This is a genomic window from Subtercola sp. PAMC28395 (assembly GCF_018889995.1).
In the GTDB taxonomy this organism is placed as follows: domain Bacteria; phylum Actinomycetota; class Actinomycetes; order Actinomycetales; family Microbacteriaceae; genus Subtercola.
This window is the reverse complement of the sequence record NZ_CP076547.1, coordinates 2,380,519-2,397,194: the sequence shown is the minus strand read 5'-3', so window position 1 is coordinate 2,397,194 and position 16,676 is coordinate 2,380,519. Positions and strand designations below refer to the sequence as shown.

Annotated in this window: 18 protein-coding genes; 11 read left to right on the top strand and 7 right to left on the bottom strand. The window is 63.9% G+C overall.

The genetic code is table 11. The features are described 5' to 3' along the window. Positions 1-344: 344 nt before the first annotated feature. The 6 genes from sufB to KPL76_RS11070 all read left to right on the top strand — a co-directional run bounded on the left by sufB (position 345) and on the right by KPL76_RS11070 (position 6,373). Entirely contained in the window at positions 345-1,763 is a 1,419-nt protein-coding gene (gene sufB / locus KPL76_RS11095; protein WP_205108850.1) for a Fe-S cluster assembly protein SufB, read from the top strand. Further along, positions 1,763-3,049 (top strand): Fe-S cluster assembly protein SufD, encoded by a 1,287-nt coding sequence (gene sufD / locus KPL76_RS11090; RefSeq protein WP_216333399.1) that lies wholly within the window; start codon positions 1,763-1,765, stop codon positions 3,047-3,049. The genes sufB and sufD overlap by 1 nt, the downstream gene beginning before the upstream one ends. Then, positions 3,049-3,426 carry a non-heme iron oxygenase ferredoxin subunit gene (locus KPL76_RS11085; protein WP_216333396.1) on the top strand — a complete coding sequence of 126 codons (378 nt, stop codon included), beginning with the start codon at positions 3,049-3,051 and terminating at the stop codon, positions 3,424-3,426. The genes sufD and KPL76_RS11085 overlap by 1 nt, the downstream gene beginning before the upstream one ends. Before the next feature lie 2 nt (positions 3,427-3,428). Beyond that, entirely contained in the window at positions 3,429-4,247 is an 819-nt protein-coding gene (sufC, locus tag KPL76_RS11080) for a Fe-S cluster assembly ATPase SufC (RefSeq protein WP_216333394.1), read from the top strand. Positions 4,248-4,273: 26 nt separating this feature from the next. Further along, complete coding sequence (locus KPL76_RS11075; RefSeq protein WP_216333392.1) at positions 4,274-4,603, top strand: metal-sulfur cluster assembly factor; 330 nt, start codon at positions 4,274-4,276, stop codon at positions 4,601-4,603. 171 nt (positions 4,604-4,774) lie between these two features. Next, on the top strand, positions 4,775-6,373 hold the full coding sequence (locus KPL76_RS11070; RefSeq protein ID WP_216333390.1) for an ABC-F family ATP-binding cassette domain-containing protein: 1,599 nt from the start codon (positions 4,775-4,777) through the stop codon (positions 6,371-6,373). Between the two features lie 38 nt (positions 6,374-6,411). Here KPL76_RS11070 and KPL76_RS11065 read toward each other — a convergent pair whose 3' ends face one another. The 3 genes from KPL76_RS11065 to KPL76_RS11055 are packed head-to-tail and all read right to left on the bottom strand — an operon-like array spanning position 6,412 to position 8,125. After that, positions 6,412-7,587 carry an SURF1 family protein gene (locus tag KPL76_RS11065; RefSeq protein WP_216333388.1) on the bottom strand — a complete coding sequence of 392 codons (1,176 nt, stop codon included), beginning with the start codon at positions 7,585-7,587 and terminating at the stop codon, positions 6,412-6,414. Continuing rightward, on the bottom strand, positions 7,584-7,805 hold the full coding sequence (locus KPL76_RS11060; RefSeq protein ID WP_371733896.1) for a hypothetical protein: 222 nt from the start codon (positions 7,803-7,805) through the stop codon (positions 7,584-7,586). Before KPL76_RS11060 ends, KPL76_RS11065 begins: the two co-directional genes overlap by 4 nt. 5 nt (positions 7,806-7,810) lie before the next feature. Beyond that, positions 7,811-8,125, bottom strand: coding sequence for a DUF3099 domain-containing protein (locus KPL76_RS11055; RefSeq protein WP_216333384.1), 315 nt, complete (start codon positions 8,123-8,125; stop codon positions 7,811-7,813). A gap of 113 nt (positions 8,126-8,238) precedes the next feature. Here KPL76_RS11055 and fabG point away from each other — a divergent pair, with 113 nt between their 5' ends. Further along, positions 8,239-8,961, top strand: a complete 723-nt coding sequence (gene fabG, locus KPL76_RS11050; RefSeq protein ID WP_216333382.1) for a 3-oxoacyl-ACP reductase FabG — start codon at positions 8,239-8,241, stop codon at positions 8,959-8,961. Positions 8,962-8,977: 16 nt separating this feature from the next. On the opposite strand, the gene serB is transcribed toward fabG, so the two are convergent. After that, positions 8,978-9,712, bottom strand: a complete 735-nt coding sequence (gene serB / locus KPL76_RS11045) for a phosphoserine phosphatase SerB (protein WP_216333380.1) — start codon at positions 9,710-9,712, stop codon at positions 8,978-8,980. Further along, positions 9,709-10,953 carry a glucose-1-phosphate adenylyltransferase gene (locus KPL76_RS11040; protein ID WP_216333378.1) on the bottom strand — a complete coding sequence of 415 codons (1,245 nt, stop codon included), beginning with the start codon at positions 10,951-10,953 and terminating at the stop codon, positions 9,709-9,711. The genes serB and KPL76_RS11040 overlap by 4 nt, the downstream gene beginning before the upstream one ends. Positions 10,954-11,040: 87 nt before the next feature. On the opposite strand from KPL76_RS11040, the gene glgA reads away from it, so the two are divergent. The 4 genes from glgA to KPL76_RS11020 all read left to right on the top strand — a co-directional run bounded on the left by glgA (position 11,041) and on the right by KPL76_RS11020 (position 13,860). After that, positions 11,041-12,222, top strand: a complete 1,182-nt coding sequence (gene glgA, locus KPL76_RS11035) for a glycogen synthase (RefSeq protein WP_216336399.1) — start codon at positions 11,041-11,043, stop codon at positions 12,220-12,222. A 36-nt stretch (positions 12,223-12,258) separates the two neighbouring features. Beyond that, complete coding sequence (locus KPL76_RS11030) at positions 12,259-13,044, top strand: ABC transporter ATP-binding protein (protein ID WP_216333375.1); 786 nt, start codon at positions 12,259-12,261, stop codon at positions 13,042-13,044. 97 nt (positions 13,045-13,141) lie between these two features. After that, positions 13,142-13,393, top strand: a complete 252-nt coding sequence (locus KPL76_RS11025) for a type B 50S ribosomal protein L31 (RefSeq protein WP_188679140.1) — start codon at positions 13,142-13,144, stop codon at positions 13,391-13,393. A gap of 125 nt (positions 13,394-13,518) precedes the next feature. Beyond that, on the top strand, positions 13,519-13,860 hold the full coding sequence (locus KPL76_RS11020) for a hypothetical protein (protein WP_216333373.1): 342 nt from the start codon (positions 13,519-13,521) through the stop codon (positions 13,858-13,860). Here KPL76_RS11020 and KPL76_RS11015 read toward each other — a convergent pair. Then, complete coding sequence (locus KPL76_RS11015) at positions 13,800-14,672, bottom strand: exonuclease domain-containing protein (RefSeq protein WP_371733895.1); 873 nt, start codon at positions 14,670-14,672, stop codon at positions 13,800-13,802. The two genes, KPL76_RS11020 and KPL76_RS11015, sit on opposite strands and share 61 nt — an antisense overlap. A gap of 105 nt (positions 14,673-14,777) precedes the next feature. Continuing rightward, entirely contained in the window at positions 14,778-16,499 is a 1,722-nt protein-coding gene (treS, locus tag KPL76_RS11010; RefSeq protein WP_216333371.1) for a maltose alpha-D-glucosyltransferase, read from the bottom strand. Between the last annotated feature and the right edge of the window lie 177 nt (positions 16,500-16,676).

The following is a 16,676-nucleotide window of genomic DNA, read 5'->3' as shown; positions in this document are numbered from 1 at the left end:
GAGGGAGTTCCTTAGCTTCTGGGTGGTGCGCTCGAGCGTCACATCATCACGCCCGGCACATCGATTGGTCTGTGAATAGCTGCGAATGCCCCGCCGGTCTCGTCACTGCATCCTCACAGGCAGATACACTTGAAGAGTCAAGAATCCGCACCAGCTGACGCTTGAGGCCAATCACACGAGGCGGCAACGATGCTGCGACTACTCGGATTCATTCTAGGTACAGAGCCTGCGAGTTCTACGCTTCGTGTAATCAGCTTCAGGGCCGTTCAGGTCTCCCGGGAATTCCTCGCGGAATGGTGAAGGATCGTGACATGTTGTAAGTGCAGTAAGGAAGGGAGAAAGTCATGACAGACGTACTCATCGACCGGCCAGAACTTCAGAACCTGGGGGTGTACGAGTTCGGGTGGTCCGACTCTGACGCCGCCGGAGCGATCGCAAAGCGCGGTATCTCTCCTGAGGTCGTCACGGGCATCTCGACGCTGAAGAGCGAACCGGAATGGATGCTCAAGACCCGCCTCAAGGCGCTCTCGATCTTCGAACGCAAACCGATGCCGACGTGGGGAGCAGACCTTTCCGGCATCGACTTCGACAACATCAAGTACTTCGTGCGCTCCACGGAGAAGCAGGCCCAGACCTGGGAAGACCTGCCAGACGACATCAAGAACACCTACGAGAAGCTCGGGATTCCTGAGGCGGAGCGCCAGCGCCTCGTCTCCGGTGTCGCCGCGCAGTACGAGTCCGAGGTGGTGTACCACACCATCCGCGAAGACCTCGAGGCTCAGGGCGTCATCTTCATGGATACCGACACCGCCCTGCGCGAGCACCCGGAGTTCTTCGACGAGTACTTCGGCACGGTCATCCCGAGCGGTGACAACAAGTTCGCGGCCCTCAACACAGCAGTGTGGTCAGGCGGCTCGTTCGTCTACGTGCCGAAGAACGTGCACGTCGAGATTCCGCTGCAGGCCTACTTCCGCATCAACACCGAGAACATGGGCCAGTTCGAGCGCACGCTGATCATCGCCGACGAGGGCTCGTACGTTCACTACATCGAGGGCTGCACGGCCCCGATCTACAAGAGCGACTCGCTGCACTCGGCCGTCGTCGAGATCATCGTGAAGAAGAACGCTCGCGTTCGCTACACGACGATCCAGAACTGGTCGAACAACGTCTACAACCTGGTGACCAAGCGCGCCATTGCGCACGAAGGCGCGACCATGGAGTGGATCGACGGCAACATCGGCTCGAAGGTAACCATGAAGTACCCGTCGATCTACCTGGTCGGCGAGCACGCCAAGGGTGAGACGCTGTCTGTCGCCTTCGCCGGCCCCGGCCAGCACCAGGACGCCGGCGCGAAGATGATCCACATGGCGCCGTACACGCAGTCGTCGATCGTTTCGAAGTCAATCGCCCGTGGCGGCGGTCGTGCGGGCTACCGGGGCGAGGTCCGGGTCGCTGAGAACGCACACCACTCGGCCAACACCGTGCGCTGCGATGCACTGCTCGTCGACACCCAGTCGCGCTCAGACACATACCCGGCGATCGATATCCGGGTGGATGATGTACAGCTCGGTCACGAAGCAACCGTTTCGCGGGTCAGCGAAGAGCAGCTCTTCTACCTGATGAGCCGCGGGCTGCCCGAAGACGAGGCCATGGCGATGATCGTTCGAGGATTCATCGAACCCATCGCGCGTGAACTGCCGATGGAGTACGCCCTCGAACTCAACAAGCTCATCGAAATGGGCATGGAAGGGTCAGTAGGTTAATGACCACCGCAGCACCAGCTGATACAACTGCGCCCGAAAGCGCTGCCGTGAACGAAGTGGTCCGCACTCCGGGTGGCCACCGCGGCGAGCCGATCGGGTCGAGGTCGCACACCGACGGCGCCTGGCAGGAACGGCCCGTTCAGACCCGCTCCGAGCGCTATGCCTCCGCGAACGTCACCGACTTCGGCAACCCCACCGGTCACGAGGTCGACTGGAAGCTCACGCCGATCAAGCTCGTGACCGACCTGATCTCCGGCGCTCTCGACGGCGCAACCGACGGCACTTCGGAGACGAAAGATGTCGACGGTTTCACCGTTTCGTGGATTGACCGCACTGACAGCCGCATCGGCAGTGCAGGGCTCCCTGAAGACAAGGCCAGCGCAAACGCCTGGTCTGCCTTCGGCCAGGCCCTCGCGATCGACGTGACGGGTGTAGAGCCAGGAGCCGAACTCGTCGTCACCCGGGATTCCCTCGGAGCGACGCCGCGCGCTGCTCACACGGTCATCACCGCTGCCCCGAACAGCCGCGGTCACGTCATCCTCGAGAACTCGGGCGATGCCCGCCTCAGCGAGAACGTCGAGATTGTGGTCGGCGAAGGTGCCCACCTCACCGTGGTCAGCGTGCAGCGCTGGAACGACTCCGCAGCCCACCTCGCCAGCCATTTCGCGCAGGTTGGCCGCGATGCGAGCCTCCGCCACATCGTGGTCTCGCTCGGGGGTTCGATCGTCCGGGTGAACCCGAGCATCCACCTCTCCGGCCAGGGCAGCGCGACAGAGGCATACGGGCTTTACTTCGCCGACGCCGGCCAGCACCTCGAACAGCGTGTCTACATCGACCATGAGGCCGAGAACTCGCGTAGCCGGGTCAAGTACAAAGGCGCACTGCAGGGTGAAGGCGCGCACTCGGTCTGGGTCGGCGACGTGCTGATCCGCCAGAGCGCGAACGGCACCGACAGCTACGAGGAGAACCGCAACCTCGTGCTGAGCGAGGGTACACGCGCCGACTCGATTCCTAACCTCGAAATCGAGACCGGCAATATCCTCGGCGCAGGGCACGCAAGCTCGACCGGGCGATTCGACGATGAGCAGCTGTTCTACCTGCAGTCACGGGGAATCACCGAAGAAGAGGCGAGGCGACTCGTGGTGCGCGGCTTCCTGGCTGAGATCATCCAGCAGATCGGTTCTCCGGCCCTCGAGGAACAGCTCACCCAGGCTGTCGAAGCCGAACTCACGGGAGTTGCCGGTTCGATACCCGCTTCACCGAACGAAATCGATGGTGCCCTCTGATGGCCGCAGTGAAGATCTGTTCGCTCGACGAACTCAATGCGAACGAGGCTCTGCGCGTCGAGATCGACGGCGTCGCCATCGCACTGGTGAAGGATTCGGCGGGGGAGTGCTTCGCCATCGGCGACACCTGCACCCACGGCGACATCTCGCTGGCAGAGGGTTTCGTCGAGGACGCTCCCTCGGCCGAAGCGTCCGCTGTGGGGCCCACTCTCGAGTGCTGGGCCCACGGTTCGAAGTTCTCGTTGAAGACCGGTCGCCCGCTCACCCTGCCGGCCTACGAGCCGGTTCCCGTCTATGAGCTCAGCATCATCGACGGAGACATCTACATAGACCCCACGTCGGTCATCGACCCGACGACGACAAAAGAAAACGCCTAGACATGTCTGTACTTGAAATCCGCGACCTGCACGTGAGTGTCGAGACCGAACAGGGCTCGAAAGAGATCCTGCGCGGCGTCAACCTCACCATCAACCAGGGCGAGACGCACGCGATCATGGGGCCGAACGGCTCGGGCAAGTCGACGCTCGCGTATGCGATCGCCGGTCATCCCAAATACCAGATCACGAGTGGTTCGATCACACTTGACGGCGAGGAGATGACAGAACTCACTGTCGACGCCCGCGCCCGCGCCGGCCTCTTTCTCGCGATGCAGTACCCGGTCGAGATCCCCGGCGTGACCGTCACGAACTTCCTGCGTACTGCCAAGACAGCGATCGACGGCTCTGCGCCGCCCATCCGCACCTGGGTCAAAGACGTGCGCAGCTCGATGGAGGCCCTGCGAATGGACAAGACGTTCGCCGAGCGCAACGTCAACGAAGGCTTTTCGGGCGGGGAGAAGAAGCGCAACGAGATCCTGCAGCTCGAGCTGCTGAAGCCGAAGTTCGCCGTTCTCGACGAGACAGACTCCGGACTCGACGTCGACGCACTCAAGATCGTGTCTGAGGGTGTGAACCGCGCCAAGCAGAACACCGACCTCGGTGTGCTGCTGATCACGCACTACAACCGCATCCTCAAGTACATCACTCCTGATTTCGTGCACGTCTTCGTCGCCGGACGTGTCGTCGAGTCGGGCGGACCCGAGCTCGCCGTGCAGCTCGAGAACGAGGGTTACGACGTCTATGTCGCCGCCAACGCCGAGGCCATCGCGGCCGACGCGGCAGCTGCTGACGCCGCCTCCGTCTCCGCACCGGCCCGCTAACAGTTCAGAGAGCGTAGACTTTTTCTATGGTCACCACACTCGAGCCTGCCAAATTCGACCAGGTCGAAGAGGCACTCAAAGACGTCATGGACCCGGAGCTCGGCATCAATGTCGTCGACCTCGGGCTCATCTACGACCTCGGCTGGGATGACGAGAACGACGCTCTCATCATCAGCATGACCCTGACGAGCGCCGGATGCCCGTTGACCGACGTGCTCGAAGAGCAGACCGCCGAGGCGCTCGACGGCGTGGTCGAGGCCTTTCGCATCAACTGGGTCTGGATGCCGCCGTGGGGCCCCGACAAGATCACCGATGACGGTCGCGACATGATGAGGGCCCTCGGCTTCTCGATCTGAATTCATCGCCCAAGCTCGAACAGGATTCCGGTACCAGCGCTTCGTCGCGTTCAACCCCCTCACCAGTGCTCCAGAGCGCCCCAGAATAATCACTGGCGTTCCCGATTTATACTGGAAGGATCCCCTCCCACCCGTGTCGCACCCGCGCGACAAAAGAATTGGACTACTCCTGTGCTCAGTGTGCATGATCTTGAGCTCCGAGTTGGCGCCCGCGTTCTGATGTCCGACGTGAATTTTCGCGTCTCCGCCGGTGACAAGATCGGGCTGGTGGGCCGAAACGGCGCCGGCAAGACCACGCTCACGAAGACCCTGGCAGGTGAGCTGAAGCCCGATGGTGGCCGCATCGACATGTCGGGCCAGATCGGCTACCTGCCGCAGGACCCGCGCTCGGGCAACCCTGAGGACCTGGCGCGCACGCGCATCCTCGATGCCCGCGACCTCGGCCAGATCGTTCTGCAGATGCAGCAGGCCCAACTCGACATGTCATCATCAGACCCCAAGGTCGTCGACAAGGCCATGAAGCGCTACGGCAATCTGGATGACCGTTTCAACTCCCTCGGCGGGTACTCTGCTGAGGCAGAAGCGGCCTCGATCGCGTCGAACCTCAGCCTGCCCGACCACATCCTCGACCAGCCGCTGTCGACCCTCTCGGGCGGGCAGCGTCGTCGTATCGAACTCGCCCGCATCCTGTTCTCGGGCGCAGACACCATGCTGCTCGACGAACCGACCAACCACCTCGATGCCGACTCCGTGGTGTGGCTGCGCGAGTTCCTCAAGAACTTCCAGGGCGGCCTGATCGTGATCAGCCACGACGTGGCGCTCGTCGAAGAAACCGTGAACCGTGTCTTCTACCTTGACGCGAACCGCACGGTCATCGACATCTACAACATGGGCTGGAAGAACTACCTGCGCCAGCGCGCGAGCGACGAAGAACGCCGCAAGAAGGAGCGCGTCAACGTCGAGAAGAAGGCCGGCGTGCTGCAGATGCAGGCCGCCCGGTTCGGAGCAAAGGCCTCGAAGGCTGCCGCCGCGCACCAGATGGTGCGTCGCGCCGAGAAGATGCTCTCGGGCCTCGACGAGACCCGCGTGGTCGACCGCGTGGCGAAGCTGCGTTTCCCCGACCCGGTTGCCTGCGGCCGCACGCCACTGATGGCAAGCGACCTTTCCAAGAGCTACGGATCGCTAGAGATCTTCACCGCCGTCGACCTCGCGATCGACCGCGGCTCGAAGGTCGTCATTCTCGGCTTCAACGGTGCCGGCAAGACCACGCTGCTGCGCATTCTCGCCGGCATCGACAAGCCAGACACGGGTCAGGTCGAACCGGGCTTCGGCCTGCGCATCGGCTACTACGCACAGGAGCACGAGACCATCGACGTCAAACGCTCGGTGCTGCAGAACATGGTCTCATCATCGCCCAACCTCACCGAGACCGAGGCCAGGCGCGTTCTCGGCTCGTTCCTGTTCACCGGTGATGACTCCCACAAGCTGGCGGGCGTTCTCTCCGGTGGAGAGAAGACGCGCCTCGCCCTGGCGATGATCGTCGTGTCGGGCGCCAACGTGCTTCTGCTCGATGAGCCCACGAACAACCTCGACCCGGCTTCCCGTGAAGAGATTCTGGATGCCCTGGCCAACTACGCCGGCGCAGTGGTGTTGGTCAGCCACGACGAGGGCGCCGTCATGGCGCTGAACCCTGAGCGCGTGCTGATCCTCCCCGACGGTGTCGAAGATCATTGGAACAAGGACTACCAGGACCTCATCGAACTCGCGTAGCAGCCTGCCGCTGCTGCGCGTCCTGGCGCTTGCCCTGCTCAGTTCTTCGTGTCGACCTCGTCGTCGATCTCGGTGGACTTCGCTTCGATGACGTAGATCTCCGGCGATGCGGAGACTGTTGGTGCCTGGGCTCCCGTTTCGCCCTCGGGATCGAGGCTCGCCTGTGTGCGCGTCAGTGCACCACGTGGCGCCCCTGTCGATGCTCTGCCGCCCGTGATGCCCCAGCGCGTGAGGGGAAGGTACCCGTCGATCGCCTCGTCCTCGAGTTCCTCGTCGGTGAACGCCTTGCGGGCACGCTTGTGCAGCCGCTCGGTAGCGCGCGCCCGCTCGTCGGGATCGTCGGAGTTGAGCCGTCGGTACTCCTTGCGTATCGCGAATCCGAGAACCACGAAGCCAAGCACGGCGAATGACAGCCACTGAACCAGGTAGGAGTAGTGGAGACCCACGTCTTCGGTGGGCATGGTCTTCTGGATCGGAGCAAGCCCCGTATTTGCGGCCGCGGACTTACTGTCGAGCACTCCGTATGCCCCGACGTAGACGTTCCCGCCGATGGCCTGCTGAACGCGCGGCAATGTGATCGACCCGATCTGGTTCGCCGTCGGAGTGGCGCTTCCGAGGGGCGCCTCGCTCGGCCTCAGCTGCACGACAAGATCCACCGCGCCCGACGCCGGGTTCGGTATCGTGCCTGGAGCCAGGGAGTCATCGGGTGAGGGTGCCACCCAGCCCCGATCGACCACGAGCACCGAGCCGTCGCTGAGCTCCAGGGGGGTGATCACCTCGAAGCCGTTCGCACCGTCGTTCGAGCGGTTGCGTACGACGAGTTCTTCATCTGCGCGGTAGACGCCCGTGACGGAGACCCGCTGCCAGTTCTGACTGGCGTCGTACGAAACGAGTGTCGGCAACGCCGTGTCGATCGGCACGGGGTCGGCGGCGAAATTGGCCGAGACGACGTCGTTGTCAGCGGAGGCCTGTCGTCCACGATCCCATTGCCAGTTGGCGAGAAACAGGCAGATGATCGCGAAGAGAATCGTGGCGGCGATGAACCCGCACCACCGAGCGGTGCGCAGGAACTGCCACCCGCCCATCCCCTCGGTGACGGTGTCGTAGACGGCGACCGGGCTCCCTTGGTGCGCAGCCGGGTGAGCAAGCGCGCCGCCTCGCCTTTGCGCGACGTCGGTTCGACGCTCAGCGACGGTCGCACGCTCCTCGATCATGCCTGGGCTGCCTGAAGTGCTGTCACCGTGACGGGAAAGTCACGCGCACGAAGGAACTCACTCAGGTATTCGACGTGCTCGGCGCACGCCACCCAGACCTTCACGCGGTCTTCGGAGTGGATGCGAGGGTTGCGCCACCCGATCGAGTACGTCGCCTCAGACCGGCAGCCCGCACGCGAGCACTCACGCACACCGGGCGGGGCACCCAGGCCAAGCATCGACATCACTCGGGCCGACCACCGGTTTCCCGGCCGCCGCGCTGCAGGGGAGGCTGGCCGAACGGCACCATCGTGCCTCCGGGGGGCTGCATGGTGCCGGGCGTGTTCGAACCCGTGTTGGCGATCACGACGGCGAACCACGGCAGAACGACGGCCGCCACACCGAGCACCAGCAACCACCAGCCCTGCACGAAGAGCAGGCCTGCGAGGCACAGCAGACGGATGCCCATGGCAACCGAGTACCGGATCATGCGGCTGTGCCGCTCCTCCGCCGGGGACTGGGGGAGTGACGTGATCGACTGCTGCTGCTCATGCTTCATTGTGGCTGCCACTTCGAGAGGAGGATCATCCGATTCTACGCTCCGTAGGACTCTCGTATGCTGGGATGCGGCTCAGGAACACGACTGGGTTGACAGCGAAGAGAAGAGCACGCATGAGCACCACGACTTCCGCCCCCCGCACCGTTCTCATCACGGGGGGCAACCGCGGCATCGGCTACGCGATCGCTTCGGAATTCGTCGCCCAGGGGCACAGGGTCGCCGTGACCGCGCGCTCCGGCGAAGGGCCTGCCGGGTCTCTCACCGTGCGCGCCGACGTCACCGACTCCGCCTCGATCGACGCCGCATTCACCGAGGTCGAAGCAGCCCTCGGCCCGGTCGAAGTCGTCGTCGCGAATGCCGGAATCACCAGGGACACGCTGCTCATGCGCATGAGCGAATCAGATTTCACCGACGTCATCGATGCGAACCTCACGGGGGCGTTCCGCGTCGTGAAGAGGTCGTCGAAGGGCATGCTCAAGGCACGCTTCGGCCGGATCATCCTGATCTCCAGCGTGGTCGGGCTCTATGGTTCTGCGGGTCAGGTCAACTATTCGTCGTCGAAAGCCGGCCTCGTGGGCCTCGCCCGCTCGGTCACCCGCGAACTCGGGGCCCGCGGCATCACCGCGAACGTCGTCGCGCCCGGGTTCATCGAGACCGAGATGACGGCTGAGCTGTCGGATGCCCTGCAGACCGAATACAAGAAGAGCATCCCCGCCGGCCGCTTCGCTACGCCGGGCGAGGTTGCCCGTGTGGTCACCTGGCTCGCCTCAGACGACGCCTCGTACATCTCGGGTGCGGTCATCCCCGTCGACGGCGGGCTCGGCATGGGTCACTGACCCAGCCGCCGGAGTGTCAGCCGCGGAGACCCAGCAGGGGGAGGAGCTGCGAGAGATCGCGGGTGTCGATGGCGAGGTTCGCCGATGCCCGCACGACCGGCCGGGCGCAGAACGCCACGCTCAGCCCCGCAACATCCATCATCAGAAGGTCGTTCGCGCCGTCGCCGACGGCCACGGTCTGGCTCAGCGGGATTCCGGATGCTCGGGCCCACGTTTCGAGCGAATCGGCCTTGGCCTGTGCATCGATCACCGGGCCGATCACCTGACCGGTCAGAACGCCGTCGACCGCCTCGAGCCGATTGGCGCTCCAGAAGTCGAGGCCGAGAGACTCGGCGACCCCATCGACGAGTTCGTGGAATCCTCCGGAGACGACCCCGACCAGCCCGCCGGCCGCGTGCAGGGCCGAGATGAGCCCAGTGACACCGTCGGTGACGCGGATGTCTGCTGCCACGTCGGCGAAACACGAGGTCGAGAGCCCGGCGAGTGTCGCCACCCGAGCGCGCAGGCTCGCTTCGAAGTCGAGTTCACCCGACATCGCACGCTCCGTCACCTCGGCGACCTCGGCGAGCCTCCCCGCGCACGCCGCCAGCAGCTCGATGACCTCGTTCTCGATCAGCGTGGAGTCCACGTCGAGTACCACGAGGAACCGGGCCCGACCACCCCCCTGGGTGGAGTCGGGGTGTGAGGGTGAGAGTGAGGGTGCCTGCTGAAGGGGGGTGCGAGCATCCGGAATCAGCAGGTTCTCATTCATGGTTCTACGCGAACTCCCTTGCCGACCACGGTGATGCCGGTTTCTGTCACGGTGAAGCCACGTTCGCGGTCGCGAGCATGGTCGATTCCGATCATGGCCCCGGCAGCGACAACCACATTCTTGTCCAGAATAGCGCGGCGCACCACGGCGTCAGGCTCGATGTGCACGCGGTCGAAGAGCACCGCGTCTTGAACGAGGGCGCTCGACTCGATGGTGACCCACGGGCCGAGAACGCTGCGCTCGATGCGGGCGCCCGAGATGAGGCAGCCGAGCGAGACGATCGACTCGATCGTGGTTCCGCTGTTGCCCTTCGCGTCGCGCACGAACTTCGCAGGCGGTGAGTTGAGCTGCTGGGTGTAGATAGGCCATTCGCTGTTGTAGAGGTTGAAGACCGGCAGCGCCGAGATGAGGTCCTGGTGCGCATCGTAGAACGACTCGATGGTACCGACGTCGCGCCAGTAGTACCGGTCTCGGTCGGTCGCGCCGGGAACCTCGTTGTCAGAGAGGTCATAGACGACGGCCTCACCTCTCGAAACGAAGTCCGGGATGATGTCCCCACCCATGTCGTGGTTCGAGTTGGGCTTCTCGCCGTCTCTGATGACGGCTTCGATGAGGGCATCAGTGTTGAAGACGTAGTTGCCCATCGAAGCGAGCACTTCACCAGGTGAGTCGGCGATGCCGACGGCGACCTTGGGCTTCTCGAGGAACTCGGAGATGAAACCGGGCTTCTCGGGGTCGGTCTGAATGATGCCGAACTGGTCGGAGAGCTCCATGGGCTGGCGGATCGCGGCAACGGAGGCACTGGCGCCCGACGCGACGTGTGCCTGGATCATCTGCGCGAAGTCCATGCGATAGACGTGGTCTGCACCGACGACGACCACGATGTCGGGCATCTCGTCACGAATCAGGTTGAGGCTCTGCAGGATGGCGTCGGCCGAACCGCTGAACCACCGCTTGCCGAGGCGCTGCTGGGCGGGCACAGAGGCTACATAGGAGTCGAGCAGGCCGGAGAGCCGCCACGTCTGCGAGACGTGGCGGTCGAGACTGTGCGACTTGTACTGGGTCAGCACAACGATCTTCGTCAGCCCCGAATTGATGAGGTTCGAGAGTGCGAAGTCGATCAGGCGATAACCGCCACCGAACGGGACACCGGGCTTCGCTCGGTCTGCGGTCAGGGGCATGAGCCTCTTACCTTCGCCACCAGCGAGCACGATGCCGAAGATCTTCTTTGATGCAGCCATAGCTCAACAATAGGACACCCGCGACACGGCAAAAGAGCATGAACACGGACCTGTACTCCGTGGATGTTCCGTACTAGGTTCGTGGCTGTGCGCGTCGATGTGATTTCCAGAGAATATCCACCAGAGGTCTATGGCGGGGCGGGGGTACACGTCGCCGAACTTGTCAAAGCCCTCCGGGTGAACATCGACGTCATCGTTCGCGCTTTCGGCGCGCCGCGCAGCGAAGACGGCGTGTTCTCGTACCAGACACCGACGGAGTTGGTCGGTGCGAACCCCACGCTCTCCACTCTGGGCGTCGACCTGCAGATCGCCAATGACCTCGCGGGTGCCGATGTCGTGCACTCCCACACCTGGTATGCCAACGCGGCCGGGCAACTGGGTTCGATGCTGCACGGCATCCCGCACGTCGTCACTGCCCATTCACTCGAGCCACTTCGTCCCTGGAAGGCCGAACAGCTCGGCGGCGGCTACCGCGTCTCGAGCTGGATCGAGAAGAACGCCTTCGAGAGTGCGGATTCTGTGATCGCCGTGAGTGGCGGCATGCGGAACGACATCCTTCGCTCATACCCAGGCATTCCTGAAGACCGGGTGAGCGTCGTCTACAACGGCATCGACCTCGAGAAGTGGAAGCCCGTACACGACCCCGAGGTGCTCCAGCGGTGGGGAATCGACGTGTCCCGGCCATCCGTTGTCTTCGTGGGCCGAATCACTCGCCAGAAGGGCCTGCCGTACCTTCTTCGCGCGGCCAAGCAACTGCCGGCGGATGTCCAGCTCATCCTCTGCGCGGGCGCGCCTGACACGCCGGAGATCATGGCCGAGGTCACAGCGGGCGTGCGGGCACTGCAGGAAGAGCGCTCCGGCGTGGTCTGGATTCCGGAGCTGCTGAGCCAGCACGATCTCTCAGCGGTGCTGTCGAGCGCGACAGTATTCGTGTGCCCCTCGGTCTACGAGCCGCTCGGGATCGTCAACCTCGAGGCGATGGCGTGCGCGCTGCCCGTCGTCGGCACAGCCACTGGCGGCATTCCGGAGGTCGTCGATGACGGCGTCACCGGCCGCCTCGTGCCCATCGAGCAGCTGACCGACGGAACCGGTACGCCGGTCGACCCCGAGCGCTTTGTACACGACCTCGCTGGCACCCTGCGTGAGGTTCTGGCCGACCCCGATTCGGCACGGATGATGGGTGCCGCCGGTCGTCTTCGTGCTGAGAGCATCTTCAGCTGGAAACAGATCGCCGAAGAGACCGAACGCATCTACCGCAGCCTGTTGTGAGCTGTTGCCGCAGCTGTGCCCGATAGGCTTGTCGCTATGCCCACAGTTCTTGACCTCAAAGACGTGTCGGTCGTCCGCAACGGCAATCGCATCCTCGACGACATCAACTGGAGGGTCGAAGCAGACCAGCGGTGGGTGATCCTCGGGCCCAACGGTGCCGGCAAGACGACACTGTTGCAGCTCGCCTCCGCGATGGTTCACCCGAGTTCCGGCACGGCGCAGATCCTGGATTCGCGCATGGGCCGCGTCGATGTGTTCGAGTTGCGTCCCCGAGTCGGTTTCGCGTCTTCTGCCATGGCGAAGCGGTTTCCGGCCGACGAGACCGTGCTGAACGTCGTGTTGACCGCCGCATACTCCGTCACCGGTCGCTGGAACGAGCAGTACGACGAGATCGACCTCCGGCGCGCCCAACGGGTGCTCGCGGAGTGGCGTCTCGGCCATCTTGAAGAGCGTCGCTTTGGTTCGCTGAGCGATGGTGAGCAGAAACGGGTGCAGATCGCCCGCTCGGTCATGACCGACCCTGAACTGCTGCTTCTCGATGAGCCCGCCGCGAGCCTAGACCTCGGCGCCCGCGAAGAGCTCCTGCAGCTGCTCGGCGGCTATGCCAGTGCCCCTTCGGCGCCGGCCATCGTGATGGTCACGCACCACGTCGAGGAGATCCCTCGCGGGTTCACCCACGTGCTCCTCATCTCGAAGGCGTCGATCGTCGCTGCCGGCACCCTGGCAGACGCCCTCACGGCCGAGAACCTCGAGGCCACGTTCGGGCTGCCGATCGTTCTGACCGAGTCGGACGGGCGATACTCCGCCCGGGCTGCGGGTTGAGTCCAGCGCTACATCTGGTAAGCTTTACAGCTGGCCCTCGAGCCATGACTTTTTGTTCAATTCACCCCTCACCCCACGCAGTATCCAAGGAATCACTATGAAGACCGACACCCACCCCGACTACCTGCCCGTCGTCTTTCGCGACCTGGCTTCGGGAGCAACGTTCCTCACTCGTTCGACGGTGACGAGCCAGAAGACGATCGAGTGGGAAGACGGCAACACCTACCCGGTGATCGACGTCGAAATCTCCAGCGAGTCGCACCCGTTCTACACGGGCAAGCAGCGCATCCTCGACTCGGCCGGCCGTGTTGAGAAGTTCAACAGCCGCTACAAGGGCTTCGGCAAGTAGCCCACCAGTTCTCTTCACAGAAGGCGATCGGCTTCGGCTGGTCGCCTTCTGTGCGTGAAGGACACCTGCAATCGTCCGTCTTGTCGCGACTGCCCAGCTTCACACGTCAATTCGCTGGGGCGCCAGTGGCCTTCGTTGTCGGGGCAGGGACGTTCGTCGATGGCTGTGCTGGCGACGGCAGAGGAGTCGCCGTCAGCAACGGACCCTCCATTGTGCCCGGGCTTGCTGGCGTCGACGTCGCTGTCGCCGGGAAGGGCACGGTGGATGCGGTGGGCGTCGGAGTCTGGTCAGGAACGAGACCGCAACCCGCACAGAGCGTGACGACGGCAATGACCAGCCCCGCCCGGCAGAATCTGCCGGAGCTGGTTCTCAGGGATGCGAGCCGCGGAATGGGGGAGCCCTGCACTCAGCCGAGCGGCCAGGCCGTGCGGGCCGTGAAGGTCGGGTCTTTGGTGCGACGCATGTAGTCCTGGAAGCTGGTCGCCTGCTCGCTGAACCACCGCGCCTGCGAGCGATGCAGTTCGGCCTGGGTCACGTCGAGTTCAACCCCGTAGCGAAGGGCCAGGGCCTGTGCCACACGCCCCGCCGCGATGGCGTCAGCGCCTGCGTCGTGCGCGTCGAGTAGCTCGACTCCGTAGAAGAGTGCAGCTGCTTCGAGGGTGCGCTTGCCTTTTCGGTAACGGTCGAGTGCCTTGTCGATCACGAGGGGATCGACGACGGCGGCCGGCTCGCCCAACGGCTGGATGCCGTAGCGTTTCGCCTCGCGGTCGAGGAGGGTCAGGTCATAGGGGGCGTTGTAGATGACGATCGACAGGCCTTCGTCCAGAGCGTTGGCGAGGGCAGAGACGACTTCGGTGATGACCTCGGCTGCTGGGCGACCCTCAGCCACCGCGCGCTCGGTGCTCACCCCGTGCACGGCCGAGGCCTGTGCGGGAATCGGGATGCCCGGGTCAGCCATCCAGTCGAGGCGCGAGAGACACACGCCGTCGTGGTCGATGATGCTGACGTTGGCCGTGACGATCCGGCTGGTCTCGACGTCGATTCCGGTGGTCTCGAGGTCGAAGACGGCGAGTCGGTGCGACCACGCCGGCCCCGGAGGAAGCATGGTGCCAGCACTGGCGGCCCTGTCGCTGCCAGCTGTCGATGCTCCCGCTCGCGAGACGAGGGGCACTGACGGTGCTTCTGGCCGATCGACGAGCACGTGCCGACCGTGGGGCAGGATCTCCGCAGGCTCCAGGTCGAACAGGGTCACGGTGAGAGGCTGCGTTGATGTGGGCACGATCTGACTTTACGTCGACCCACCGACGGTAGGTCGTCATGCCCTCCCGCGCGCCACAGATTCGCTGGCAGCGCGTGTCTCCCGAATGGTTTCGCCACGGGGCTCCTAGAACACCTGCTCTGTGGCCGGCTGGCCGATGTGCAGCCAGTAGAAGCTCTGCGTGGCCAGGGTGAGCGTCACAGTGCCCTCGGCACTGATGGTGGGGAATTCCCCTCCACCGAAGAGGTCGGAAAGGCCTCGGCCGGCGAAGTCGGCGAGGTCGATCGTCACAGACACAGGATTGTGGGCGAAACTGAAGACGCAGAGGATGCGCTCGGGTGCGTCACCCCATTGGGTGTTTGCTCCGGCGTAGGAGCGCACGAACGCCATGACTGACTCGTGGTTCGTCGGCGCGATCTTCAGGTCGCCGAGCCCGAATGCCGGATGCGCCTTGCGCACGTGGATGACGTTGCGAACCCAGTGCAGCATAGAGCGCGACTGCGCGAGCTGGGATTCGACGTTGACGAGCGAGTAGTTGTAGACCAGCGACTGCACAACAGGCAGGAACAGCTTGCCCGGATCTGCAGTGGAGAACCCTGCATTCCGGTCGGGAGTCCACTGCATGGGCGTGCGAGAAGAATCACGGTCGGGCAGCCAGATGTTGTCGCCCATGCCGATCTCATCCCCGTAGTACAGGAAGGGGCTGCCCGCGAGGGAGAAGAGCAGTGCGTGCGCCAGTTCGAGTTCCGCACGCGAGTTGTCGAGCAGCGGCGCCAGTCGGCGCCTGATGCCGATGTTGGCACGCATACGCGGATCGTAGGCGTACCAGCCGTACATCGCCTGCCGGTATTCCTCTGACACCATCTCGAGCGTGAGCTCGTCGTGGTTGCGCAGGAAGACCCCCCAGCCGGCCCCTTCGGGGATCTCGGGAACCTCGGACAGCACTCTGATCAGCTCGCCCGCGGTCTGCGAGCGTAGGGAATAGAAGATTCGCGGCATCACAGGGAAGTCGAACGCCATGTGGCATTCGGGGTCTTCTTCCGTTCCGAAGAACGCGGCGACCTCGCGCGGCCACTGGTTGGCCTCGGCGATCATGATGCGGCCGGGGTATTCGCGGTCGACCATCTTGCGGAGCTTCGCGACGAACTCGTGCGTCTTCGGCTCGCCCTCACCGTTGCCCTCTTCAGACTCATACAGGTAGGGGATGGCGTCGAGGCGGAACCCGTCGACACCGAGGTCGAGCCAGAAGCGCACGGTGTCGAACATCGCCTCATGCACCGCGGGGTTCTCGAAGTTGAGGTCAGGCTGGTGGGAGAAGAAGCGGTGCCAGAAGAACTGGCGGCGCACGGGATCGAACGTCCAGTTCGATTCTTCAGTGTCGACAAAGATGATGCGGATGTCTTCGTACTTCTTGTCGGTGTCGCTCCACACATAGAAGTCTCCATACGGCCCCTCTGGGTCAGAGCGTGACTGCTGGAACCACTCGTGCGCATCGGAGGTGTGGTTCAGCGGCAGGTCGATCACGATTCGCATGTTGCGCTCGTGCGCCTTCGTCACCAGGTCGCGGAATTCGTCGATGGAGCCGAACTCGGGCAGGATCTTCCGGTAGTCCGAGATGTCGTACCCACCGTCGCGGAGAGGCGAGTCGAAGAACGGTGGCAGCCACAGGCCGTCGATGCCGAGCCACTGCAGGTAATCGAGCTTCGAGACCAATCCCGCGAGGTCGCCCGCCCCGTCGCCGTTGCTGTCGACGAACGACCGCACCATTACTTCGTAGAACACTGAGCGCCTGAACCACTGCGGGTCGAGCGTCAGGCCGGGCAGTTGAATGGGTGCAGTAAAGCTCACAGCAGACCTTCCCTGATAACAGTCGGGGGGCCAACAGCGCCCACGTTTCACGATACCCCGGGCACAACGCTTCGTCGAAGTCGGAATGTCGACCCTTGTGCAAACTCCACCTTCACGCAACCCTGTGCACAGACATGCGAGCCACGGCCGGAGCAACCGAAGCAGCGGATAAACTGG

What these genes read in the sequence shown, in the direction of transcription:
- KPL76_RS11025 (WP_188679140.1), top strand. Translation starts at nt 13,142, where the DNA reads ATGAAGACCGACACCCACCCCGACTACCTGCCCGTCGTCTTTCGCGAC.
- KPL76_RS11085 (WP_216333396.1), top strand. Translation starts at nt 3,049, where the DNA reads ATGGCCGCAGTGAAGATCTGTTCGCTCGACGAACTCAATGCGAACGAG.
- KPL76_RS11040 (WP_216333378.1), bottom strand. Translation starts at nt 10,953, where the DNA reads ATGGCTGCATCAAAGAAGATCTTCGGCATCGTGCTCGCTGGTGGCGAA.
- serB (WP_216333380.1), bottom strand. Translation starts at nt 9,712, where the DNA reads ATGAATGAGAACCTGCTGATTCCGGATGCTCGCACCCCCCTTCAGCAG.
- fabG (WP_216333382.1), top strand. Translation starts at nt 8,239, where the DNA reads ATGAGCACCACGACTTCCGCCCCCCGCACCGTTCTCATCACGGGGGGC.
- sufC (WP_216333394.1), top strand. Translation starts at nt 3,429, where the DNA reads ATGTCTGTACTTGAAATCCGCGACCTGCACGTGAGTGTCGAGACCGAA.
- KPL76_RS11060 (WP_371733896.1), bottom strand. Translation starts at nt 7,805, where the DNA reads ATGCTTGGCCTGGGTGCCCCGCCCGGTGTGCGTGAGTGCTCGCGTGCG.
- KPL76_RS11055 (WP_216333384.1), bottom strand. Translation starts at nt 8,125, where the DNA reads ATGAAGCATGAGCAGCAGCAGTCGATCACGTCACTCCCCCAGTCCCCG.
- KPL76_RS11030 (WP_216333375.1), top strand. Translation starts at nt 12,259, where the DNA reads ATGCCCACAGTTCTTGACCTCAAAGACGTGTCGGTCGTCCGCAACGGC.
- sufD (WP_216333399.1), top strand. Translation starts at nt 1,763, where the DNA reads ATGACCACCGCAGCACCAGCTGATACAACTGCGCCCGAAAGCGCTGCC.
- KPL76_RS11075 (WP_216333392.1), top strand. Translation starts at nt 4,274, where the DNA reads ATGGTCACCACACTCGAGCCTGCCAAATTCGACCAGGTCGAAGAGGCA.
- KPL76_RS11065 (WP_216333388.1), bottom strand. Translation starts at nt 7,587, where the DNA reads ATGATCGAGGAGCGTGCGACCGTCGCTGAGCGTCGAACCGACGTCGCG.
- sufB (WP_205108850.1), top strand. Translation starts at nt 345, where the DNA reads ATGACAGACGTACTCATCGACCGGCCAGAACTTCAGAACCTGGGGGTG.